The sequence below is a fragment of the Burkholderia sp. ABCPW 14 genome (assembly GCF_001523835.1).
GTDB classification, from domain to species: Bacteria; Pseudomonadota; Gammaproteobacteria; order Burkholderiales; family Burkholderiaceae; genus Burkholderia; species Burkholderia mayonis.
In genome coordinates, this window is sequence record NZ_LOVS01000050.1 from 45,775 (window position 1) to 69,335 (window position 23,561).

Annotated in this window: 18 protein-coding genes; 14 read left to right on the forward strand and 4 right to left on the reverse strand. The window is 65.8% G+C overall.

Annotation, left to right across the window (positions count from 1 at the left end; all coding sequences use genetic code 11):
- The first annotated feature begins 3 nt into the window (after window positions 1-3).
- From WS62_RS06670 to WS62_RS06695, 6 genes are all read left to right on the forward strand, one after another.
- Window positions 4-1,059, forward strand: a complete 1,056-nt coding sequence (locus WS62_RS06670) for a flagellar basal body P-ring protein FlgI (RefSeq protein WP_442855066.1) — start codon at window positions 4-6, stop codon at window positions 1,057-1,059.
- Between the two features lie 9 nt (window positions 1,060-1,068).
- Window positions 1,069-1,497, forward strand: coding sequence for a peptidoglycan hydrolase (locus WS62_RS06675; RefSeq protein ID WP_066569256.1), 429 nt, complete (start codon window positions 1,069-1,071; stop codon window positions 1,495-1,497).
- Between the two features lie 110 nt (window positions 1,498-1,607).
- A complete protein-coding gene (gene flgK / locus WS62_RS06680) occupies window positions 1,608-2,966 on the forward strand; it encodes a flagellar hook-associated protein FlgK (RefSeq protein WP_066569257.1) in 1,359 nt (452 codons plus the stop codon).
- A gap of 16 nt (window positions 2,967-2,982) precedes the next feature.
- Window positions 2,983-3,894 (forward strand): flagellin N-terminal helical domain-containing protein, encoded by a 912-nt coding sequence (locus WS62_RS06685; RefSeq protein WP_066569260.1) that lies wholly within the window; start codon window positions 2,983-2,985, stop codon window positions 3,892-3,894.
- A 27-nt stretch (window positions 3,895-3,921) separates the two neighbouring features.
- Window positions 3,922-4,977 carry a hypothetical protein gene (locus WS62_RS06690; RefSeq protein ID WP_066569262.1) on the forward strand — a complete coding sequence of 352 codons (1,056 nt, stop codon included), beginning with the start codon at window positions 3,922-3,924 and terminating at the stop codon, window positions 4,975-4,977.
- 393 nt (window positions 4,978-5,370) lie between these two features.
- Window positions 5,371-6,048 (forward strand): winged helix-turn-helix domain-containing protein, encoded by a 678-nt coding sequence (locus tag WS62_RS06695; RefSeq protein ID WP_231748219.1) that lies wholly within the window; start codon window positions 5,371-5,373, stop codon window positions 6,046-6,048.
- A 299-nt stretch (window positions 6,049-6,347) separates the two neighbouring features.
- Here the strand turns inward: WS62_RS06695 and WS62_RS06700 are convergent, their stop codons facing one another.
- On the reverse strand, window positions 6,348-8,045 hold the full coding sequence (locus WS62_RS06700) for a M4 family metallopeptidase (protein ID WP_066569367.1): 1,698 nt from the start codon (window positions 8,043-8,045) through the stop codon (window positions 6,348-6,350).
- 187 nt (window positions 8,046-8,232) lie between these two features.
- Between WS62_RS06700 and WS62_RS36055 the strand changes: the two genes are divergently transcribed.
- Window positions 8,233-8,535 carry a hypothetical protein gene (locus WS62_RS36055; protein ID WP_156440891.1) on the forward strand — a complete coding sequence of 101 codons (303 nt, stop codon included), beginning with the start codon at window positions 8,233-8,235 and terminating at the stop codon, window positions 8,533-8,535.
- Between the two features lie 200 nt (window positions 8,536-8,735).
- Here the strand turns inward: WS62_RS36055 and WS62_RS36060 are convergent, their stop codons facing one another.
- The gene (locus WS62_RS36060; RefSeq protein WP_156440892.1) at window positions 8,736-8,888 is read right to left on the reverse strand and encodes a hypothetical protein; all 153 of its coding nucleotides are present in this window, start codon (window positions 8,886-8,888) and stop codon (window positions 8,736-8,738) included.
- A gap of 440 nt (window positions 8,889-9,328) precedes the next feature.
- Here WS62_RS36060 and trhA point away from each other — a divergent pair, with 440 nt between their 5' ends.
- Entirely contained in the window at window positions 9,329-9,949 is a 621-nt protein-coding gene (trhA, locus tag WS62_RS06705) for a PAQR family membrane homeostasis protein TrhA (RefSeq protein WP_066486549.1), read from the forward strand.
- A gap of 471 nt (window positions 9,950-10,420) precedes the next feature.
- Here trhA and WS62_RS06710 read toward each other — a convergent pair whose 3' ends face one another.
- Complete coding sequence (locus WS62_RS06710) at window positions 10,421-12,844, reverse strand: DNA polymerase II (RefSeq protein WP_066569268.1); 2,424 nt, start codon at window positions 12,842-12,844, stop codon at window positions 10,421-10,423.
- A gap of 337 nt (window positions 12,845-13,181) precedes the next feature.
- Here WS62_RS06710 and WS62_RS06715 point away from each other — a divergent pair, with 337 nt between their 5' ends.
- From WS62_RS06715 to WS62_RS06730, 4 genes are all read left to right on the forward strand, one after another.
- A complete protein-coding gene (locus WS62_RS06715; RefSeq protein WP_066569270.1) occupies window positions 13,182-14,507 on the forward strand; it encodes an MFS transporter in 1,326 nt (441 codons plus the stop codon).
- Between the two features lie 70 nt (window positions 14,508-14,577).
- Window positions 14,578-15,744, forward strand: coding sequence for a glycerate kinase (locus tag WS62_RS06720; RefSeq protein WP_066569272.1), 1,167 nt, complete (start codon window positions 14,578-14,580; stop codon window positions 15,742-15,744).
- A 73-nt stretch (window positions 15,745-15,817) separates the two neighbouring features.
- The gene (gene pyk / locus WS62_RS06725) at window positions 15,818-17,272 is read left to right on the forward strand and encodes a pyruvate kinase (protein WP_066569274.1); all 1,455 of its coding nucleotides are present in this window, start codon (window positions 15,818-15,820) and stop codon (window positions 17,270-17,272) included.
- Between the two features lie 65 nt (window positions 17,273-17,337).
- A complete protein-coding gene (locus tag WS62_RS06730; RefSeq protein WP_066569277.1) occupies window positions 17,338-18,540 on the forward strand; it encodes a sugar diacid recognition domain-containing protein in 1,203 nt (400 codons plus the stop codon).
- Between the two features lie 628 nt (window positions 18,541-19,168).
- Here WS62_RS06730 and WS62_RS36065 read toward each other — a convergent pair.
- Entirely contained in the window at window positions 19,169-19,507 is a 339-nt protein-coding gene (locus WS62_RS36065) for a hypothetical protein (RefSeq protein ID WP_156440893.1), read from the reverse strand.
- Window positions 19,508-19,706: 199 nt separating this feature from the next.
- On the opposite strand from WS62_RS36065, the gene WS62_RS06735 reads away from it, so the two are divergent.
- On the forward strand, window positions 19,707-22,514 hold the full coding sequence (locus WS62_RS06735) for a non-ribosomal peptide synthetase (RefSeq protein WP_066569280.1): 2,808 nt from the start codon (window positions 19,707-19,709) through the stop codon (window positions 22,512-22,514).
- 41 nt (window positions 22,515-22,555) lie between these two features.
- Window positions 22,556-23,542 carry an NAD-dependent epimerase/dehydratase family protein gene (locus WS62_RS06740; protein ID WP_066569369.1) on the forward strand — a complete coding sequence of 329 codons (987 nt, stop codon included), beginning with the start codon at window positions 22,556-22,558 and terminating at the stop codon, window positions 23,540-23,542.
- Window positions 23,543-23,561: the final 19 nt, after the last annotated feature.

Genomic DNA, 23,561 nt, shown 5'->3' on the forward strand with positions numbered 1-23,561 from the left:
GCCATGTGCGGCGCCCGCGCGGCGGCGTTGGGCACGCTGGTCGACATCGAAGGGGTGCGGCAGAACCAGTTGATCGGCTACGGCCTCGTCGTCGGCCTCAACGGGACCGGGGATGGCCAGCAGATCCGCTATACCGGGCAATCCGTCGCCAACATGCTCAAGCAGTTCGGCATCGCGCTGCCGGAAGGGATACGTCTGCGCTCCCGCAACGTCGCGGCCGTGATGGTCAGCGCGAATTTTCCGCCCGGCTACGTGGCCGGCCAGCGCATCGACGTGACGGTGTCGTCGCTCGGCGACGCGAAAAGCCTGCGCGGCGGCACGCTGATGCTGACGCCGTTGCGCGCGGCGGACGGCGTCGTCTACGCGCTCGCGCAGGGCAACCTGGTCGTGCCGGGCGTCAGCGCGCAAGGGCGAAGCGGCTCGAGCGTGACCGTCAACGCGACCGCGGCCGGCCGCATTCCGCAGGGCGCGACGATCGAACAGGAAATCGCCACCGATTTCGACGCGAAGCCGTACGTGCGGCTGAGCCTGAAGCGCCCCAATTTCCAGACGGCGACGAACATCGTCAACGCGGTGAACCGCGTGATCGGCGCGGGCTTTGCCGTCGCGCGCGACGGCACGAGCGTCGAAGTGAAGGCGCCTGGCGATCCGACCGCGCGGGTGGCGTTCGTCGCGAGGCTCAACGCGATCAACGTGGTGAGCGGCAAGGAGGCGCCCCGGGTGGTGTTCAATTCGCGCACGGGCACCGTCGTGATCAGCGAAGGGATGACGGTCGCGCCGGCGGCGGTGTCCCACGGCGCGCTGCGGGTCACGATCTCGGAAGGCGCGCTCGTCAGCCAGCCGAATGCGTTCGCCGGCGGGCAAACCGCCGTGGCGCCGCTGTCGAAGGTCGAAGTCGAGCCGAGCGGCAACCGGATGTTCAGATGGCCCGCGGGCGTCAGCCTTCAGACGATCGTCGACACGATCAACGCGACGGGCGCCGGCCCCGACGACGTGATGGCGATCCTGCAGGCGTTGGACGAGGCCGGCGCGCTCAATGGCGAACTAGTCGTTATCTAGGGAGTTTTCATGTCGTTTGCAAGTATCGATGTCGCGCCCGTCGCGCCCGTCGCGTTCGACGCACCCGTCGCGTTCGACGCGGCCGAGGCCGGGCGCGTCGCGCCGGCCGAGCCGGCGAGCGCCGGTGGGCGCCGGCCCGCCGACGCGGCCGAGCGACGCAAGGCCGTCGGCGCGGCCGAGCAGTTCGAGGCGCTGTTCATCGCGCAACTGATCCGGGAAATGCGCAAGTCGATCCGCGAAATCAGCCCGGAAGGCAGCCTGCTGCGCGATCCCGTCAACGGCGGTCTGACGGATTTCGTGGACGCGGCCGTCACGCAGTCGCTCGCGTCCCGGCGCGCATTCGGCATCGCCGATTTCATCCTGAGGCAGATCGCTCCCGATGCGCCGCCGGACCGAGCCGCGGCGCGCGCCGGCGCAAGCACGCGCGCGCCGATTTAAGGCGTCGCGCGTTCCGGTCGCCGAATGGCATTGTCTTTCGCACCTTCGTTCACCTGTTGGCCCGGCCGCGGCGATGTCCGCGTCCGGGCATTCAAAAGGCGTTTATCACGATGAACCTGATCTATATCGGCATGTCCGGCTTGCGCGCGGCGAACGGGTCGCTGCGCGCGACCGCGGACAACACCTCCAACCTCGCGACCAGCGGCTATTCGCGTCGAGGCGTGCTGCTGTCGAGCGGAGCGAACGGCGGTGTCGACACGTCGGCGACGCTGCGCTTCAACGAGAGCTACAAGACCCAGCAGCTCTGGACGACGAACGGCAAGCTCGGCCGCCATAATGCGAGCCAGTCCTATCTCGATCAGCTCGAGCGCCTGACGAGCATCAGCCTGCCGGACGGAAAGAGCAAGACGAACGATCTGGGGATGGGCGCTTTCTTCGCGTCGCTCAACGCCGCAAGCACGGACCCGGGGTCGTCCGTGCTGCGCCAGGCGGTGCTGGACGCCACCGGTTCGATGACGAAGCAGTTCAACAACATGCGCTCGACGCTGAACGAACAGTTGCGCAGCGTCGAGCAGGCGCGCGCCGCGACGGTCGAGGAGATCAACGGCCGCGCTGCGGCAATCGCGGAGCTGAACGCGAAGATCATGTCGGGGCAGGCGGCGGGCGCCGACGTGTCCGGCTTGCTGGATCAACGCGACGTCGCGGTCGACCAATTGTCGGGCCTGGCCGGCGTGCGGGTCGTGCAGCAGCCGAACGGCACGGTCGACGTGTCGCTCGGCACGGGCCAGCCGCTCGTGCTCGGCAATCAGGCGGCGACGATGGCGGTCGAGCACGACGCGTCGGGCCGCCAGACCCTGTCGCTCACGTTCGGCGATCAGACGATGCCGGTCAGAACGGCGAGCGTCGGCGGCGCGCTGCGCGGGCTGTCCGACGTCGAGGACGACGTGCTGCGTCCGCAAATGGAAGCGCTGCGCTCGCTGGGGGCGCAATTGGCCGATCTCGTCAACACGCAGCTCGGCAAGGGCTACGACATGAACGGCCAGCCCGGCAAGCCGCTGATCACGTATGACCCGTCGACCGGCATGCTCGGCATCGACAAGACGCTCAAGCCGGACGATCTCGCGTTCTCCGGCGACCCGGACAATCCGGGCGACAACGCGAATCTGCTCGCGCTGATCGAGCTGAGCCATAGCAAGATCGACGTGCCGGGCCTGGGCACGGTGTCGCTCGAGAACGCGACCGCGGTGATGATGGCGAAGATCGGCTCGGCCAGCCGGGAGAACAAGCAACTGCTGGAAACCGCGGACGCGACGCGCTTGCAGGCCGAGCGCGATTGGCAGTCGGTGAGCGGCGTCGACAAGGACGAAGAGGCGATGAACATCCTGCGCTTCAAGGAAATGTACAGCGCGAACATGAAAGTGATCTCCGTGGCGAACGAGCTGTTCGAGACCACGCTGAAATCGATCTGACGGAAGGAGGAACGCCATGCGGGTGACGAGCAACCAATATCATTCGATCATGATCGGCGTGTCGCAGCGCGCGCAGTCGCAGATCGCCGACGCGATGGTCCGCATGGCGACTCGCCAGCGGATTCTCCGCACGTCCGACGACGTGATCGGTTCGGTCCGCCTCGCGTTGCTGATCCAGCAGGACGGCGCGCGCGAGCAATATCGCGACAACATCGGCAAGCTGACGAGCCGGCTCCAGCTCGCGGAGAGCAGGATGACGGGGCTCGGCACGGGGCTCGGCGACGTGCACGATTTGCTGCTCTGGGCGTCGGACGGCAGCAAGCCGCCGCAGGATCTGCCCGCGATTGCGCAGACGCTCGAAACGCTGCGGCGCAGTCTCGTCTCGACGGCGAACGCGAAGGACGGCGAAGGAAATTACCTGTTCTCGGGCACGGCGATCAAGACGCAGCCGATTCAATACGATGAGACCAAGCCGGTCGGGTCGCGATACACGTATGCGGGCAACGACAGGCAGCAGGAAGTGATCGTCGGCGACGGCATGACCGAAGTCGCCAACGACAACATGAAGGAAATGGCGGACCTGCTCAACAAGCTCGAACATGCGATCGAGACGATGAACACGCCGGGCGCCGATCCGAACGACGACGCCGTGCGCGCGGTGCTCGTCGCGGCGCTGGACGCGAGCGACGCGACGAGGAACGCCGTCGATGCGAAGATCGCCCGGTCCGGCAATGCGCGCAGCACGCTCAAGCTGTTCGACGACATGCACCAGGAAGCGCAGGTGGCGGGCGCGGAGGCGGTGCTCGACGTCGGGCAGGCCGACATCGCGCAGGTCTACGAGGAATACATGAATTACCGCGTCGCGCTCGAGGCGACGCAGAAGATCTATGCGCAGGTGATCCAGATGTCGCTCTTCAATGTGCTGTGACGCGGGTGACGATCGATGGACGTTCGAATGATTGCCCCGCCCGCCGGCCAACGCCCGGGCGGCGGCGCCAACCGGCGGACCGAGACCGCGCCGGCCGATGCCCGCTTCACGCGTATGCGCCCGATTGCCGATACTGAACGAGATGCGTCGCGAAGCGGGCATGCCGACGCGGCCGTCGGCGCGTCGAAGGCGCGGCGCGACGCGTTTGCCGTTCGGCAGCGGCTGAACGCGCAAGCGTCCGGCTCGCAGCAGGTGCTCGATTATCTGGGCCGCTTCGCCGCGCGCCTGAAAGACCTGAAGGATGCGCTCGGCACCCGGCTCGCCGGCGGCGCAGATCACGACGTCCGCGCGAAGCTCGACGCCGTGTCGGCGGAGTGGGCGCGCCGGCATCGAGCGACGGGCGGACGCCTGAACAACCTGCTCGAAGCGGGCGATGCAGGCGCCGCGCAACGCAGCTTCGTGGTGCGCGGTCTCAACGGACGCGATGGACGGCGCGCGGAAGGCGAGACGCTCACGTTCTACCCGAGCGCCGCGGGCGCCCGGTCGGCGACGGTCTACGTCGACGCGAATCTCGCCGCGCGCGATCTGGCGGCTCGGCTGAAGCAAGGCCTGGCCGCGCTCGGCCTCGACGTCAGGCTGGATGCGCACGAGCGGATTCGCTTTTCCGTCTCCGAATCGAAATGGTCGTCGCTCGAAGAGGGGCTGCGCATCCGGGGCGGCGGCGTGCGCTTTCCGGCTGGGCAGCCGCAGCGGCCGGCGCTCGGCGCGTTACCGGGCGTCATCGAGCCGTCGCAGTGGAGCGTCGACGATCAGGATGCGCTGCACGCGTCGCTGCGCCGGGCCATGCATGCGATCAGGCACGTCGAAAGCGCGTGTGAAACCGCACAGCGCACGTTGAGAGACGCGCGACGCGCGGCCAGCGCCGCGCCGGCCGGTCACGACGCGGAGTGGGCGCGCGCGACGAGCGCCGGTGTGGCGGAATCGCTGGCGTCCGGTCGGCATTTTCGCGATGTCGCAGCATTGAACGTCGCGGCCTCGGGCGTCCGCGCGGCGCGCGTGCGCGAGCTGCTGGCGCTGCGTTGACGTGCGCGGCGTCCGCGGCGCGATGTTCGATACGCGCGAACCGGACGCGGCGCGCGCCGGGCGAGCACGCGCCGTGCGGCGATGCGCTTCGCCGCCGCACACGGGGGTGCCGTCGGACACGGCGGCATCCCGTCGCATTCACTGCCTTCTGCTTTTTTCGCTTCGTTTTCCCGTCCGGCCGATGTCGATATCGACACCGCCGCATCATGCGCGAAAACCCCGCTTCGCCGCGCCCGAACGGGCGCGCGGCGTGACGGCCGCTCGCCGGGGGCGCGCCGTTTGCGCGTTTCGGTGACCGAATCGGACGCGCTTGCGCAAAGGGACGCACGGTTCACGTTTCGGCATATTTAAGACGCATCCGATTTATGCGGACCGTCGACAGTCCCAGAATGCATGCATCGATTATTCGGACACGAATTTGTTCTGCGCTTCGGGCCGAGCGCGTTCCGATTCCGCACGCCGGCTTTCCGCTGCCGGCCCTCCCGCAAAGCCATTCGCATGTATGCAACGGTACGGTATGCCGTGTACGAGATGATGACGAGATATCTGATAGAAGATCGCGTGATATTCGATAGCTACCACATGAGCTTGTCGCACGCCGGCCGGGAAACCGAACTGACCGCCAACGAGTCGGAGCTTCTGGAAATGGTGCTCTCCGGCATGATCGCGAAAGCGGAAGTCATCAAGCACGTTTGGGGCGACAAGGGCGTCATCGTGACCGACAGCAGCTACCATCAGCTCGTGCGGTCGCTCAGGAGCCGCCTGGAGGAGCATCAGCTCAGCGGCGCGCTCATCAAGACGCTGCCGCGCCAGGGCCTGAAGTTCATGGGGTTCGCGGTCCGGCTGGACGACGAACGGCAGTCGGCCGACGCCGGTGCCGACGCGCATGCGCCCGCCGATCGTTCCGCGCTCGACGCGGGCGTGCCGTTTCAGCTCGAGCCGGAGCCGCCGCTGCACGCGAAGGATCGCTCGCCCACTGGTTTGCAGCGTCTGCTGCGGCATGGCGAGCGGATATTGCTCGTCGTCATCACGCTGTGGGCCGCCATGCTGACGTGGTATCTGGTGCTTTAGGCATGAGTCGTCGGAAAGGGTTGGCCCATACGGCAGCCGCCGGCGTCAATAGGGGTGAAGGGGAACTCAGCCGGCTTCATGAACGAGCGTACCTCCACGACTGTCGCGAGCACGCAGTCCCACCGCACTGATGAAATGCCCTTCGATCAGCCGCTTGCAATCACAAGCGGCTGATCGACGATTACCCTTCCCAGGCCCAGCCGGCGCTCGATCTCGATCGGCTTGGTGTCGTCCGGATCGAAGTACGGCCGCGTGATCATCGCGATCGGCAGGGCCCTCGACGCGCGAGCGCAGCGCCGTCAGTTCACTCCAGCGGCGCTCCACGCGCGCGCGACCGTTGTGCTCTCAACCGAATTCGCGCCGTACAGGTCATTCGCCGCCTGGATCGACGCGCGCCTTGCATTCGGGTAGCTGGAGTTGGTGGTCAGGTACACGGTCAGTGTCCGGTACCAGATCTTGCCGGCTTTGTCGCGGCCGAGGCCGCTGAAGCTGGTGTCGCCGTTGCAGACGAGCTGGCTCTTCGACAGTCCGGTGTCGGTCGCCGGTGCGACCGGACCTTCCGACAGCAGGTAGAAGAAGCGGTTGCCGACGCCCGACGAGTAGTGCGGATCGTGGCGCGGATTGAACCACGAGAAGCCGCCGGACGGATAGCAACTGTATGACCGGCCGTCGAGATCCTGCTTGTACATCTTGCGCAGGCCGCCGCTCGTCACGCGCGCGCCGATCACGTAGTTGCCCGGATCGTTCGGGTTGTCCGCGTAGAACTTGACGAGCGTGCCGAAAATGTCGGACGTCGACTCGTTAAGACCGCCCGCGTCGCCCGAATAGTTCAGGTTCGCGGTGGCTTCGGTTACGCCGTGGCTCATCTCGTGCCCGGCCACGTCGATCGACACGACGGGCTTCGGCAGGCGGCTGCCCGGCTCGCCGTCGCCGTACACCATCACGCGCGACGACAGCCATGCCGCGTTCGCGCCGGTCGTGCCGCTGCCGGTGTTGAATACCACGTGGGCGTAGCTCTTCACGCCGCGGCCGTCGTTGAAGATGCCGTTGCGGTTGTGCGTGGTCTTGTAGTAGTCCCAGGTCAGCGCGAGGCCGTAGTCGATGTCGGCGGCGACGGTCTGCCGGTCGCTGGTCGTGTTGTTGCCCCACACGTTCGTGCTGCTCGTGAAGATCGGCAGATCCGGGGCCCGCTCGATGTCGTCCGAGGTCAGGCCGCGGCCGTCGTACACCGAGCCGCTGCCGCGGGTCGGATCGAGCATCCGGTACGCGTTCGTGCCGGTCTGGTCGGTCGTCAGCGACAGGTTGCCGTAGTACAGCGAACGGCCGGTGCCGGTCGCGGAGGCGGTCTTGATCAGGTCCTGCGCATCGAGCACGTTGCCCGTGCGCGCGTCGACGTAGTAGAGCACGGCTTCGCCGTGCGCGTCGGTCGCCTTGCCGTATACGCGCACCGCGTAGGCGAGCGTCGGCGCGACGTCGCGCGCGAACACGACGAGATCCGCGTCCTCGACGCGGCGCACGTCCGTGCCGAAGCGCGCGGACGCGACGCGCCGGGCCGCGTCCACGCCCACGTCGGGCGCGTTGCGCACCACGAAGCGGTCGCCGACCTTGCCGATCTTGCCGGCGAGATTGATCGGCGTGGGCTGGGTCAGGTTCGCCTGTTTCAGTTGCCCCTGACTCGAGTGAACGACGACGTCGCCGCCGATCACGGGCAAACCCGCGTAGAAGCGGTCGAAGCGCACGTGCTCGGTGCCGTCGGGGTCGACGATCACGTCGCGCACCTGGAACTGGTCGCCCTCCACCGGCGCGCTCGTCGGCGCGGCCGCGAACTTCAGCGTGCGCGCGGCGCTGCCGGCGGCCAGATTGAAAGCGACCGGGTTTTGCTGGATCAGTTGCAGCGCCCGATCGACTGCGTCCTGTTGGTCGCCGGCGTGCGCAAACGCGCTGAGACTGGCCAGGGAAATCGCCGTGACGGACAGCAGGCAAGATAGTTTCTTCATGTAGTCCTCCAGATAATGAATGCGCAATTATTGAAAACGTATTAAGAGCAAGCACTAAACATGAGAGGTTCTGCGAACTGCAAGGGCATGCTAGGAGGTTAAATTAATATTTACAAGATAATTACCAATAAATTGATTTTTCATTGTGTCGACTTGAATCGAGTCAGGTGTTGGTGAGGAACTTGAAATGATCTTGTGCGGTGCGTTGGGCGCGTCGGTGACATTGAGCCGGCGGCATGCGCCGGGTGAGCGTCTGGCGATTCGATCGCGGAGTGGCGCTGCGTGCGATGCGGTTCGAGCGGAACTTCCGGTGCGTTTGCAGACAAATAACGGCGGCCGTGTTTTATATCATTGGATATTCATTTCAATTGTTAATGGTATCTTTATGAACATTCAATTGATCCATGAAGGCGTGTTTGTCAATTCAGGTGATCTGGATTTTCGAATGAGCGGAGGATGTCTGGCGAACTGGCCGGCGAACGAATGGTGAAATTGATTTGAAGCGCGAAACGGCGCGGTGTCCGATGACGCGCAAAAAATGCGGCTCATCGCTTGACGCGATGGCCGCCAACGGCGAACACCGAGGGCATAACCGTAGACACGCACGAGATCCCGCGCCGGACGTGTCCGGCGCGGGGAAGCTCGGTTGCTGTCGACGATGCTGAGCGCACCGTAGGGGTTCGGCTTGAGTCACACCTTGCTGGCGGCCGGCTTCGTCGCGTCGAATTCGGCTGTATTGCCGCCGCGCTCGCCGAGCTTCACGCCGCCGCCGTCGCGGGACAACTGGTCGCCGAGCTGCTTGCTACAGCCCGCGGGATAGGCGGTCTCCGTGGTGATCGGCACGGGTGAATCCAGGTATGACGGCGATACCCATGGCGCGTCTGCATCGTGAATGTAACGATGAGTGAAGCGGGATACCGCGGTCCGGCAAGCGAGATGCGTCACATGAGGCGTCTCGCGATGATGAACGGAGTGCTGGTCCGCAGATGCGGCATGTAAAACAGGCGATTGCGCGACAACCTGTCGCTCCTCGCGGGAAATCGAGCGAAAACGGTTCGACTGGGCGTCGTTGCAACGAATGCCGAATCCATGCGGGAGTGCGGCGGGAGACTTGCCGGGGCAATCGCGGCGGCGGGTTCCGAATCGCCGCCGATCCCCCTGGCCACTGGCGAGCGAGGCGAAATACTGCCGCGCGTTGTCTACGGGAGAAAACTCATTGTCGGTTCCGGCCCGGTATCATGTCGATGGCATACCTTGTTGAATCCGTGCGGGAGGATAGCGTCGTGCATGTCGGTGAGCGTTTCAACAGCATTACCCATCTCATTGGTGCCGTGCTGTCCGTGGTGGGGCTGGTGACGCTCGTGACGATGGGCGCGCTCGACGGCGACGCATACAAGGTCGTGAGCTTCAGCGTGTACGGTGCGATGCTGTGCGTGCTCTATGCGATCTCGACGCTTTACCACAGCGTGCGCAGCCCGCGCCTGAAAGCCATTCTGCAGAAATGCGATCATTCGGCGATCTACCTGCTGATCGCCGGCAGCTATACCCCGTTTACGCTCGTCACGTTGCGCGGACCGTGGGGCTGGTCGCTATTCGGCGTCAGTTGGGGGCTCGCCGCTCTGGGCATCGCGCAGGAACTCACGCTCGGGCGGCGCACCCGCATCGTGTCGATGACGCTGTATGTCCTGATGGGATGGCTCGCGCTCGTCGCCATCCGACCGCTGATCCATGCGTTACCGGCAGAGGGCACCGCCTGGCTCGTGGCTGGCGGCGTCATCTACAGCGCCGGCATCTATTTCTTCATCAACGATGAGCGCATCCGCCACGGACATGGCATCTGGCATCTTTTCGTTCTGGCGGGCAGCCTGTGTCAATTCGTCAGCGTCGCGCGCTACGTTGCATGATGTGCCGACGATCATGAGCGCCGGGCTGGCTGCCTGACGAAAAGCTGTCGTCCGCCTTGGACGGTCCTTGCCCGCGTGACGACGATAACGGTCGGTCTCGGGGCGAAGCGGACATCACGCGGCGGAAGGTCATCGATGTAGGCGGACGTGCGCGAGCGACGTCGTGCCGCATGCGATGAACGGCCGCTTACGAGGAGGGCATCGATCTCGAGATCGGAACTGGTGCGATACGGCACGCCGGATGCGGGTCAGGAGTGGTCTGTCGACGGTCTTTTCCAAGAACGACTTCTTCAAGCGTTTCATCGTCCAAGGACATCTGTTTTGAGACGAGTGGAACCGGCGAACCTCGGAGAAGATGTCTGATTGGGCGCTTCATGGCGTGCCGAAGACGACTTTTCCGAAAGCCCCAACGCCGATAGCGTGCCGCGAACCGGACAAGCGCACGCTCCATGCTGCGTGACGGTCCGGCCGCTAGAACAACCGCCCCTGCCCCGAGATCACCGATTCGAAATCATCGCGCAGAAACGGAAGAATCGCGTCGGCGACGGGCTGCAACTGGCGGCTCACGTAGAACGTGTAATCGATCGGCGTACGCAGCGTCTCGAGCGGCTCGGGACCCGCCGCCGTCATCACGTAGCTGATCCATCCGCCATGCTGGTACTGGAGTGGGCGTCCCTGTTCGCGATTGAATGCGTCGGCGACGCGCGCGGCGCGGACATGCGGCGGGACGTTGCGCTGGTAATCGCCCAGTGGCCGGCGCAGTCGTTTCCGATAGATCAGCAACGCATCGAATTCGCCGGCGAGCGTGCGGCGCACGTATTCCCGAATGAAGTCATGGTACGGCTCTCGCTTGAAGACCCGTCGGTATAGCTCCCGCTGGAACTGCTGGGCCAACGGAGTCCAGTCGGTCCGCACGGTCTCGAGGCCCTTGAACACGAGTCCCTCGCCGCCGTCCGGTGCAATGGTGAGACCGGCGTAGCGCTTCTTGCTGCCTTCTTCCGCGCCGCGGATGGTCGGCATCAGGAACCGGTGGTAGTGCCGCTCGTATTGGATCTCGAGGGCGCTGTCTAGTCCGAATCGGGCCTGCAGATGCGTCCGCCACCAGCGATTGATGTGGCCGACGAGCGCGCGGCCGATGCGATCGGCTTCGTCGCTGGCGTGCGGGCGTTTCAGCCAGACGAACGTCGAGTCGGTGTCGCCGTAGATGACGTCGTAACCCTGCGCCTCGATGAGCTTGCGCGTCTCGTGCATGATCTCGTGGCCGCGCATCGTGATCGACGACGCGAGCCTCGGATCGAAGAACCGGCATCCGGACGAGCCAAGCACGCCGTAGAACGCGTTCATGATGATTTTCAGGGCCTGCGACAGCGGCTGATTGTGCTGGCGCTTCGCGAGTTCGCGGCCTTCCCAGACGCGACGCACGATGTCCGGCAGGCAATGGCGGCTGCGCGAGAAGCGGGCGCCGAGAAAGCCGGGCACCGATTCGCTGTCGTCGGGAAGGCTGATGCCCTCGATGAGCCCGACCGGATCGATCAGGAAACTGCGGATGATCGACGGATACAGGCTCTTGTAGTCGAGCACGAGGACCGAATCGTAGAGTCCGGGCCGCGAATCCATCACGAAGCCGCCGGGACTCGTTTGCCCGGTCACGTCGCCGAGATTCGGCGCGACGTAGCCCAGCCGGTGCATCTTCGGCAAGTACAGATGCGTGAACGCCGCGACCGATCCGCCGATGCGGTCCGCCGGCAGCCCGGTGACGCTCGCGCGTTCGAGCATGAACGGCAGCAGATCCGCTTTCTCGAAAATGCGCGTGACGAGCTCGCAGTCCTTCAGGTTGTAGCGTGCGAGCGCGGGCTTGTCGTGATCGAACCGGCGCTGGATTTCGTCCATGCGCTGGTATGGGTTGTCGATCGCCTTTCCTTCGCCGAGCAGCGATTGCGCGACATATTCGAGACTGAATGACGGGAAGGTCCAGGTCGCGGATTTCAGCGCGTCGATGCCGTCGATCACGAGCCGCCCGGCCGCCGCCGCGAAGAAATGATCGGGCTGCTGGCCGTGCGCCCGCCAGTCGAGCACGCTGCCGCCGCGTCCGAGCCGCAGCGGAACCCGATACTGCTCGGCGTGCGCATGCAGCACGCGCAGGTCGAATTGCACGAGATTCCAGCCGATGATCACGTCGGGATCGTGCCGCGCGAGCCAGTCGTTCAGCCGCTCGATCAGCGCGGGCCGGCTTTCGCAGTATTCCAGCAGAAAATCGACGTTGCCGTTGCCGTTGCCGTTGCCGTTGCCGTTGCCGTTGCCATCGCCATCGCCATCGCCATTGCCATCGCCGTTGGCCGGGCCGAGCATGAAGACCTGCCGCTGTCCGCATCCCTCGAGCGCGATCGAGTAGAGCTCGCTCCGGGCGCTCGTTTCGATGTCGAGCGACACGCATCGCAGTGTCGGGCGATAGTCGCTGCCGGTTTTCAGCTCGCCGTCGAGCAATGTGCCGTCGCTGTCCGGCACGCCGCGGAATCGGACCGGCGCGGTGATGAAGCGCTCCATCATATAGCGCTCCGGCGGAAGGACGTCGGATTCGTAGACGTCGACGCCCGACTGGTTCAGGCGCTTCTTCAGGGCGGCGAGATGGCGGTATCGCCGGCAATAGAGGCCGACGACCGGGCGTCGACGGAAGTCGCGCAGCGGGAGGGGGCGCAGCACGGCGTCGGTGTCGCCGTTCAGCGCGCGTTCGGCCTGTTCCTGTTGCTCGGCGGGGATGAACGCAACCGATTCCTGCGTGCGCAAGCGGACCCGGCGCGGGCCGCGCTCGGTCGCCAGCCAGAACTCGACCTCGGTGCCCTTCGCCGTATCCCGCCAGTGGCGGGTGAGAATGAAGCCCTGTTCGAATTCCGTCAAACCATACTCTCGCTATCGACACGCAGCCGCGGGATTGTAGCGCCGGCGGCGGCGCGCGGCACGCGACGGCGCGCGGATTCGGATTTCGTCGGCTGATTGCGAGGCGAGGCGGCGCTTGTCGTCAGTGACGGCGGGCGTATGCCACATGCGGCTGCCGGAGGGTTCCGGCTGGGGCCGTTGCCGCGAAGGTTCATGAAGCCGCATACATGACAGGCTCTATGCGCTTGCACGATATATCGCATGCAACGCGCATCGGGCTCGTGCATCCGCCCGATGAATCCCCGGCGCGACGTCCATACCATACGACTCACACAATATGAATGATCCGGAGACGCGTATGGACCACCCCTCTTCCGTTGCGGCACGATCCGCGTCGGATTCGCTGAACGACGGCTATCGCAAGGTCACGTTCCGGCTGATCCCGCTGATCTTCGTCTGCTACCTGTTCAACTACCTCGACCGCGTCAACGTCGGCTTCGCGAAGCTGCAGATGCTGGGCGACCTGCAGATGAGCGAAACCGTCTACGGTCTCGGCGCGGGCATCTTCTTCGTCGGCTATGTGCTCGCGGGCGTGCCGAGCAATCTGATTTTGCGGCGCGTCGGCGCGCGCGCGTGGATCGCGATCATCATGATCGCGTGGGGCGCGCTGTCCTCGTCGCTGCTGTTCGTGAAGACGCCGGCATCGTTCTATACGCTGCGCTTCTTCACCGGCATCGCGGAAGCCGGCTTCTTTCCGGGCATGGTGCTCTATCTGACGCAATGGTTCGGCGCCGAGCATCGCGGTCGGGCGATCGCGCTCTTCATGTCGGCGATTCCGATCTCCGGCGTGATCGGCGGCCCGCTGTCGGGCTGGATGCTCGATCACTTCTCGGTTGGGCAAGGCGGACTCGCGGGCTGGCAGTGGCTGTTCCTCTTGCAGGGCGCGCCGACGATCCTGCTCGGCGTCGCGGTGTTCGCGTTTCTGCAGGACCGGATCGACGACGCGCGCTGGCTGTCGGACGACGAGAAGGCGGCGCTCAGCCGCGCGCTCGCGACCACCGCGACCGATGCCGCGCGGTCGTCGTCCGGACAGCCACAGCGGATGCGCGACATCCTGTGCAACGCCGCCGTCTGGAAATTCGGCATCGTCTATTTCAGCATCCAGATGGGCGTGTACGCGATCAACTTCTGGCTGCCGTCGATCATCCGTTCGCTCGGCGTGAGCGGCAGCGGCGCCATCGGCTGGCTGAGCGCCATCCCGTATCTGTTCGCGAGCATCGCGATGATCGCGGTCGGCAAATCCGCCGATGCGCGCCAGGAGCGCCGCTGGCATTTGAGTGTTCCGATGGCGGTGGGCGTCGCGGGTCTGCTGATGGCCGCGCAGTCCGGCAATGCGATCGTGCCCGCGATGATCGGCCTGGTGCTCGCGACGGCGGGCGCGCTCACCGCGCTCGCGATGTTCTGGCCGCTGCCGACCCTGGTGCTGACGGGCACGGCGGCGGCGGGCGGCGTCGCGCTCATCAATTCGCTGGGGCAGGTCGCGGGCTTCGTGAGTCCCTACATCGTCGGCTGGATCAAGGACGCGACGCAGCGCACCGATCTCGCGCTCTACATCCTGTCGAGCACGATGGTGGTGGGCATCGTCCTCGTGATGCGCACGCACGCGCGTCGCGCCGGCCGCTGACGGGCGGAAGGCCGCGCCTTTCACCACGGCATTCGCGCGCGACAGCGCGCGTCATCGAAGAGGTTCGCTCATGAAGATCGTGATAGCTCCCGACTCGTTCAAGGAAAGCCTGACCGCGGTCGAAACGGCGCGGCAGATCGAGGCCGGGTTCCGTGAAGTGTTCGCCGACGCCGATTACCGGTGCCTGCCGATCGCCGACGGCGGCGAAGGCACGGTCGACGCGCTCGTTTCGGCGGCGGGCGGCGAGCGCCGCATCGCGAACGTCGGCGATCCGCTCGGCCGCGCGACGCGCGCCGCGTTCGGCATCCTGTCCGACGGCACGGCGGTCATCGAGATGGCCGAAGCGAGCGGCCTGCATCTCGTGTCACCCGACCTGCGCGATCCGTGCGCAACGTCGAGCCGGGGCACGGGCGAGCTGATCCGCGCGGCGCTCGACGCCGGCGCGCGGCGTTTCATCGTCGGTCTCGGCGGCAGCGCGACGAACGACGGCGGCGCAGGCATGCTGCAAGCGCTCGGCGCGCATCTCGCCGACGCCGACGGCAGGCCGATCGGCGCGGGCGGCGCGCAGCTCGAGCGGCTCGCGCGCATCGACGTCGCCGGTCTCGACGGCCGGCTCGCGGATTGCGCGTTCGAAGTCGCGTGCGATGTCGACAATCCGCTCGTCGGGCCGAACGGCGCGTCGGCGGTGTTCGGGCCGCAAAAGGGCGCGACGCCCGAGATGATCGCGCATCTCGATCGCAACCTCGCGCATTTCGCGGCGATCATCGAGCGCGACATCGGCCGGGCCGTCGCGCGGCTACCGGGTGGCGGCGCGGCGGGCGGTCTCGGCGCGGCGATGTCCGCGTTCCTGAACGCGGCGCTGCGGCCGGGCGTCGAGATCGTGACCGACGCGCTGCGGCTGCGCGACGCGATTCGCGGCGCGAGCCTCGTCGTGACGGGCGAGGGCTGCATCGACGGCCAGACGCTGCGGGGCAAGGCGCCCATCGGCGTCGCGCGCATCGCGGCGGAATGCGGGGTGCCCGTCGTCGCGATCGGCGGCGCGGTGACGGGCCAGGCCGACGCGCTGTATCGGCACGGCATCGACGCGATCTTCGCGTCCGTCAGGCGCGCGTGTACGATCGACGAAGCCCTCCGCGACGCGGCGATCAACGTTCGCTTCGCCGCCCGCAACGTCGCGGCGGCGATTCGCGTCGGCTGGCATCTCGGCCGGCATGCGTCGTCGCGGCACGCCGCATAGCGCACACGCATCGGCCGCCCGATCGCCGGCCGGCCGAATTCACCCGATTCACTTCTCTGCTCTGCACACGGATATGCGAAACGAAAACCACACCGACCGCGCGCGCCGCCGTTCGACGAAGATCGTCGCCACGCTCGGCCCGTCGAGCTCGACGGAGACCGGCATCGAGGCCCTCGCGCGCGCGGGCGCCGACGTCTTCCGCCTGAATTTCAGCCACGGCACGCACGCCGACCACGCGTCGCGTCATGCGGCCGTCCGCGCGATCGAGGCGCGCCTCGGGCATCCGATCGGCGTCCTGCTCGACCTGCAGGGCCCGAAGCTGCGCGTCGGGCAGTTCGCGGGCGGGCGCGCGTCGATCGTCAAGGGCCAGCCGTTCGTGTTCGACATGGACCCGGCGCCCGGCGGCGCGCATCGCGTGGCGCTGCCTCATCCGGAGATTTTCGACGCCGTCCGGCCGGGCCATCTGCTCCTCGTCGACGACGGCAAGCTGCGGTTCCGGGTGCAGGCCGTGTCGACGGGACGCATCGAGGCGATCGCGCTGCTCGATGGCGTCGTGTCCGACCGCAAGGGCGTCAGCGTGCCCGACGCCACGCTCGCGATTCCGGCGCTGTCGGCGAAGGATCGCGACGATCTCGCGTTCGGGCTGTCGCTCGGCGTGGATTGGGTCGCGCTGTCGTTCGTGCAGACCGCGCAAGACGTGCACGACGCGCGCGCGCTGATCGGCTCGCGCGCCGCGATCGTCGCGAAGATCGAAAAGCCGCAGGCGGTCGAGAACATCGCCGACATCGTCGACGCCGCCGACGCGGTGATGGTCGCGCGCGGCGATCTTGGCGTCGAGATGTCGCTCGAAGACGTGCCGAGCGTACAGAAGCGGATCATCCGGCTCGCGCGCGCGGCGGGCAAGCCGGTGATCGTCGCGACGCAGATGCTCGAATCGATGACGGGCGCGCCGAGCCCGACGCGCGCGGAGGCGTCCGACGTCGCCGCGGCCGTCTACGACGGCGCCGACGCGGTGATGCTGTCCGCGGAATCGGCGTCGGGCCAGTATCCCGTCGAAGCGGTCGACTTCATGCGCAAGATCGTCGCGACGACCGAGGCGGACCCGATCCAACCGCAGTTGATGAAGGCGATCGGCGCCGCGCACGCGCCGAACGCGACCGATGCGATCGGCGCGGCGATCGAAGTGGTTTCGGATACACTTCGGCTCGGCGTCGCCGTCACGTACACGGCCTCGGGCGCCACGGCGATACGCCTGTCGCGCTTGCGGCCGAGCACGGCGATCCTGAGCCTCACGCCGCGCGCCGACATCGCGCGCCGGCTGACGCTCGCATGGGGCGTCCACTCGCGCGTGGCGGGGGAGGCGACCGGCATCGAGAACATCGTCGAGATCGCGATCGAAGCCGCGCGCGCGGACGGGTTCCCGACGGACGAATGTCCGATCGTCGTGGCCGCAGGCGTACCCTTCGGACATCCCGGCTCGACGAACCTGATGCGCATCGTCTGGCCGACCGAAATGGCGCGACGATAGGCTTCGGGGCCAGCGCCGGTCCCAGGCCCGCTTCGACGCCGCTCCTGCTATTCGACCTGACCGCCATGATGATCGATGCCCGGCTCGCGACTGAAATCGTCGCACGCACCGTCGAAGTGATGCCGTTCGATGTGAACGTGATGGACGCGCACGGCCTGATCCTGGCGAGCAGCGACGCCGGCCGCGTGGGCGAGATCCACGCGGGCGCGCAGCTCGCGCTCGCCCGCGAGCGCGCGGTCGAGATCGACGACGCCATGGCCGCGAATTTGAGCGGCGTGCGGCCCGGCATCAATTTGCCGCTGAGCGTGCGCGGCAGGGTTTGCGGCGTGATCGGCGTCACCGGCGAGCCGGACAAGGTCCGCCGGTTCGGCGAGCTGCTGCGCGTTACGGCGGAATTGATCCTCGAACGCGAGCAGCTGACGCTCGAATTGCGCCGCAACGCACGCCATCGGGAGGAGTTCGTCCTCCAGCTTCTGAGACGCACCGCCACGTTCGCCGAGCTCGAGGCATGGGCCGACCGGCTGGGCATCGACGTGCGGCTCGCGCATACGGCGATCGTGTGCCGCCTGATCGACATCGACGCGAACCCGGAGGCCGGGATCAGCCAGATCGAGGCAATGCAATCGCAACTGGCGCACGAGTGGCCGCAGTTGCTGACCGCGAAGACGTCGTATCGGGAGCTCGTGATGTTCGACACGATCGATACGCGCGCCGTGCACGACAGCGCGCTGGCGACGCATGCCGGCAAGCGGCTCGCCGCGCTGGAAGGCACGCTGCGCAAGGTCGCGACGCAGCCGTTCTCGCTTGCGCTCGGCATCGCGCTCGAAGGCATCGACGGTTTCGAACGCTCGTATCAGTGCGCGCTCGCGACGCTTCGCGTCGGCGTGGCGCGGACATCGCAGAGGGCCGCGTATTCGTACTACGAATTCGTGCTGCCCGTGTTGCTGTCGGCGCTGTCGCAGGGCTGGCAGGCCCGGCAGCTCCGCTTGCCGCTCACGCGCCTGCTCGCGCGCGAACGGCGTTCCGGCGCGCTGCTCGAAACGCTGAAGGCGTGGTACGCGAACGATGGCCACCCGAGCGCGACGGCGGACGCGCTCGGCATCCATCGCAACACGCTCGATTACCGGCTGCAGCAGATTCGCGATGCGACGGGTCTCGATCTCGGGGCGATGGACGATCGGCTCTGGCTGTATATCGCGCTGCAGACGGTGGTGAGCAGCCCTGACGGTTGCGAGGACGACTCCGACGGCAAGCGTTCGTCGACTTGAGCGGCGCGGATCGGTCCGGGCCATGAGAGGGCGGGCGAGCCGTTCGGCAAAGAGCGCGGCGGCGCGTCGAACGGAACCGCGCGTACGCGATACCCGCCCGGAATGAACGGCGCGTGTCGTTCTGCTCGATGGCTACGCGAAATCGAATGTGTCGCGGTGCCGCCATGGTTCGATCGCGAGCGTCAGCATCGTTGCAGGGCGCCCGGTCCGCGCGCAATTGCGCCTCCACACGCGGCCGTTCGGCTTGTTCGGCGCACTTCATGGAATTGCACTTGTCGGGTTATTCCCTGCCGCGTCTGATCCGTTCGCATCCCTAGCCGATACAAATGTTCCGATTCGGCGATTGCTCATTTTTCCGAATATCCGTAAAAAATACGGATATTTTTGTGAAACTATCCATTTAATAAATTTCGTTGGGATGCCGTTTTAGGGTGGCGAATTATTTCGGGTTGGATTGAATGATTTCATGGAAATAAACGACTCGATGAATTGATGTGTGGATGAGTTTGTTTTGTAACAAAACGCTTACTCTTATATAAACATACTCACACTAATCAAGTTTCAAATTTATTCTTTTTGTCGTAGACTTCGCTTCGGTTCAATTATCCCGATTAATGCAGGGATGTCATCATCCGCAGCTAGCGGCGCTTGATGACGGCGCCGGACGTTTCCGGTTTCGTTTCAATGCCTCTTGCTTGAACCGGCGCCAGCGCGTCAACGGCGCCGGAGCATCATCCGTTTGTCCCACCAAGTCTCGCCGGTCGTTGGCTGTAATCGTCCGCTCGCGGTCGATGAATGGCGTTGCGCAATCCAGGCATCGATCATTGCCGTGCGGAAAAACGAATCGTTCAGCATCTTCCATCAAGGTAATCGACGGATTATTTAACCAATCCAAACCGATGGTGCGCTTGATTTGAGATGAATTCGTGCATTTCAGGTCGTGGCGGCGAGCAGTGTTCGGTTTCATGCGAACAATCGAGCCCTTGCGGGATGATGAGCTGAATCGTCTCACGCAGTCGAGTGTCAATCGGCTGCCGATTCGTCTTCGGGCGTATCGGCGGCCAGTCAGGTAGGGATTCACCCCGAAATCGTTTATCGAGGCGTCCGCGCGAACGCGCACGGACGCTTGCTCATAACTTGCACCATAAGCATGGAGTACCTGCACCATGACGACATCAACCCTCGATTCGCCGCGCCTTTCCGAACACGAGGCGCATCCCCCGTCACCGCGGCACGTTGCCGATCTGCTGTTGCGGGCGGCGCGACTGCATCCGCACACGGGCGTCCGTTTCGTTTCGGCGGAGTCCGCGGAAAAGGGCGTATTCCTGACGTATCCCGAACTGCTCGACCAGGCGCGCCGCATATTGGGCGGCCTTCGGGCGCGCGGCTATCGGTCCGGCATGAAGGTCGCGTTGCTGCTCGAGCACGCGAACGATTTCATTCCGGCATTCTGGGCTTGCGCGCTCGGCGGATTCGTCCCGTGTCCGCTCGTGCCGATTCGCAACGACCCGGAACGCTGGGCGAAGCATCTCGCGCATGTCGACATGCTGCTCGATCACCCGCTTCTCGTCACGACCGAGGCGCTGAAGAGCGATCTGCCGGGCGGCATGCTCGCCGTCAACCTGAATGCGCTGCGCGCGGGGGTGCCCGACGAGTCGGTTCACGCCGCGCAGCCGTCGGACCCCGCGGTCTTCGTGCTCACGTCCGGCTCCACCGGCAATTCGAAGGCGGTCGTGCTCACGCACGGCAACCTGCTGGCGTCGATGGCGGGCAAGAACGATCGTCAGCAGCTCACCGCCACGGACGTCACGCTCAACTGGATCTCGTTCGATCACGTCGCCGCGCTTCTGGAAGCGCACTTGCTGCCGCTCTATGTCGGCGCCGTGCAGCTTCATGTCGAATCCGCGGCGATCCTGACCGACACGCTGCTGTTCCTGCGCCTCATCAGCCGCTATCGCGTCACGATGACGTTCTCGCCGAACTTTCTGTTCGGGCAACTGAATGCCGCGCTCGAGTCGATGGGCGACGAAGCGCTCGGGGCCTTGCGCCGCACGCTCGATCTGTCGCCGTTGCGGCACATCGTTTCGGGCGGCGAAGCCATCGTCGTCGCGACCGGGCAGCGCTTCCTCGATCTCCTCGCGCCTTGCGGACTCGCTCGCAACGCGATGTGGCCGGCTTTCGGCATGACCGAGACGTGCGCCGGCTCCGTGTATTCGCGCGAATTCCCGGAAGGCGACGCCGATCGCGAGTTCGCGTCGCTCGGCCTGCCGGTACTCGGACTGCAGATGCGCATCGCGGATGACCGCAACAATCTGCTGCCGGACGGCGAGCCCGGCGAGTTCCAGTTGCGCGGCCCGATGATCTTCCATCGCTATCACAACAACGACGAAGCCACGCGCGCGGCCTTCACCGATGACGGCTGGTTCCGCACCGGCGATCTCGGGCGCATCGAGAACGGCAGGCTCTGGCTCGTCGGCCGCAGCAAGGACAGCGTCATCGTCAACGGCGTCAATTACTTCAGCCACGAACTCGAAACGACGCTCGAGGCGCTGGACGGCATCAAGCGCTCTTTCGTCGCGGCATTTCCGACGCGCGACAGCGGCGACGAATCGGAGCAGCTCGTCGTGACGTTCACGCCGTCGTTCCCGCTGGAAGACGAGGACCAGTTGCACCGGCTGATCATCGCGATCCGCAACGGCACGATCCTGCTGTGGGGCTTCCGGCCCGCACTGATTTTGCCGCTGCCGGAAGACGAGTTCCCGAAAACGAGCCTCGGCAAGACCCAGCGCGCCATCATGCGCAAGCGCCTGGAGGCGGGCGGATATGACGGCTACAAGGCGTCCGTCGCCGACATGACGAATCGTCAGATCGGCGGCTACGTGGCGCCCGCCGGCGAGACGGAGACCGCGGTCGCCGCGATCTTCGCGGAGATGTTCCAGGTCGCGCCCGACGCCATCAGCGCGACCGCCAGCTTCTTCGATCTCGGCGGCACCTCGCTCGACATCCTCAAGCTCAAGCGGCACGTCGAGCAGCGGCTGCACGTCGTCGATCTGCCGATCGTGACGATCCTCCAGAACCCGACGGCGCGCGCGCTGGCCGCACGTCTCACGTCGGGCGAGCGCGTCACGGCGGGCGAATACGATCCGGTCGTGCCGCTTCAGCTCACGGGCGCCAAGACGCCGCTCTTCTGCGTGCATCCCGGCGTGGGCGAGGTGCTCGTGTTCGTCAATCTCGCGAAGTACTTCGTCAACGAACGCCCGTTCTATGCGTTGCGCGCCCGAGGATTCAATGAAGGCGAGACGTACTTCTCCAGCTTCGACGAGATGGTGAACACGTATGTCGAAGCGATCCGCAAGCGGCAGCCGCACGGACCCTACGCGGTCGCTGGCTATTCGTACGGCGGCGCCGTCGCGTTCGAAATCGCGAAGGTGCTCGAATCGCAAGGCGAGCGCGTGGACTTTGTCGGCAGCTTCAATCTGCCGCCGCACATCAAGTATCGGATGGACGAGCTCGACGAGGTGGAAGGGGCCGTCAACCTGGCGTTCTTCCTGTCGCTGATCGACAAGCAGCAGTCCCTGACGCTGCCCCCGCAACTGCGCGCCGCGATGCCGGAGCAAGACCCGCTCGCGTATCTGATCGACAATGCACCGCCCGGGCGGCTCGCCGAGCTCGATCTGGATCTGCCGAAGTTCCGCGCATGGGCCGGGCTCGCACAGTCGCTGCTGACGCTCGGGCGTTCGTACGCGCCATCCGGCAACGTGCAGTCGATGTCGATCTTCTATGCGATTCCGCTGCGCGGCACCAAGGACGACTGGCTGAACAAGGAACTGCGCCGCTGGGACGAGTTCACGCGCGCGCCGAATCGCTACATCGACGTGGCGGGCGAGCACTACACGCTGATGGGACCGGCGCACGTCGGGACGTTCCAGGCGGTGCTGCGCTCGGAACTCGACCGCGCGCTCGGCGGCAAATAACCTCGCGTTTCATGTCACGGATGACCGAAAAGAGGATTCTCATGACTGTGTCAGGCATCGATACGCGCGTTGACGCGAAGCGGAAGAACGCGCAGAGCGCGAAGAAGAAAATCTTGATCACGGGCGCGACCGGCCAGGTGGCGCGGCCCGTCGCCGAGGCGCTGGCGGCGGAGCACGAAGTCTGGGCGATCGGCCGCTTCAGCGATGCGAGCGTCGAGGACGCGTTGCGCGCGAAGGGCGTCAACACGTGGCGGTGGGACATGGAGCGCGACACGCTCGACGGCCTGCCCGACGACTTCACGCACGTGCTGCACGCGGCAGTCCGGCGCGGCGAGGACGGCGATTTCGACAAGGCGATCGAGGTCAACACGGTCGCCACCGGCCGCCTGATGACGCACTGCCGTACCGCCGACGCGTTCGTCTACGTGTCGAGCGGCAGCCTGTACGCGCGTCAGGCGCTCGACCATCCGTATGCGGAGACCGATCCGCTCAACGGCGTCGCGCACTGGCTGCCCGCTTATCCGATCGTCAAGATTTCATGCGAAGGCGTCGTGCGCGCGTTCTCGGCCGCGCTCGGCTTGCCGACGGTCATCGCGCGTCTGAACGTCGCGTACGGCCCGTACGGTCACGGCGGCGTGCCGGTGCTGCTGTACCGGCAACTGCTCGCCGGCAAGCCGGTTGCGATCCCGCAGGAAGGCCAGAACTGGGCGTCGCTGATCCACACCGACGATCTCGTCCGGCAAGTGCCGCTGCTATGGGACGCCGCGGCGTCGCCCGCGCTCGTGCTGAACTGGGGCGGTGACGAAGCCGTCGGCATTCAGGACTGCCTCCAATACATCGCGGACATCACGGGTGTCGATGCGCGTTTCGAGCGCAGCGACGTGACGCGGGAAACGTACGCGTTCGACAACACGAAGCGGCGCGCGCTCATCGGCAATTGCACCGTGCACTGGAAAGAGGGCGTGCGTCGGACCATCGAAACCCACTTCCCCGGGGCGGTCAAGCCGCGCTCGGCCGTGCAATCGTAACGCGCGAGACAGGAGAGTT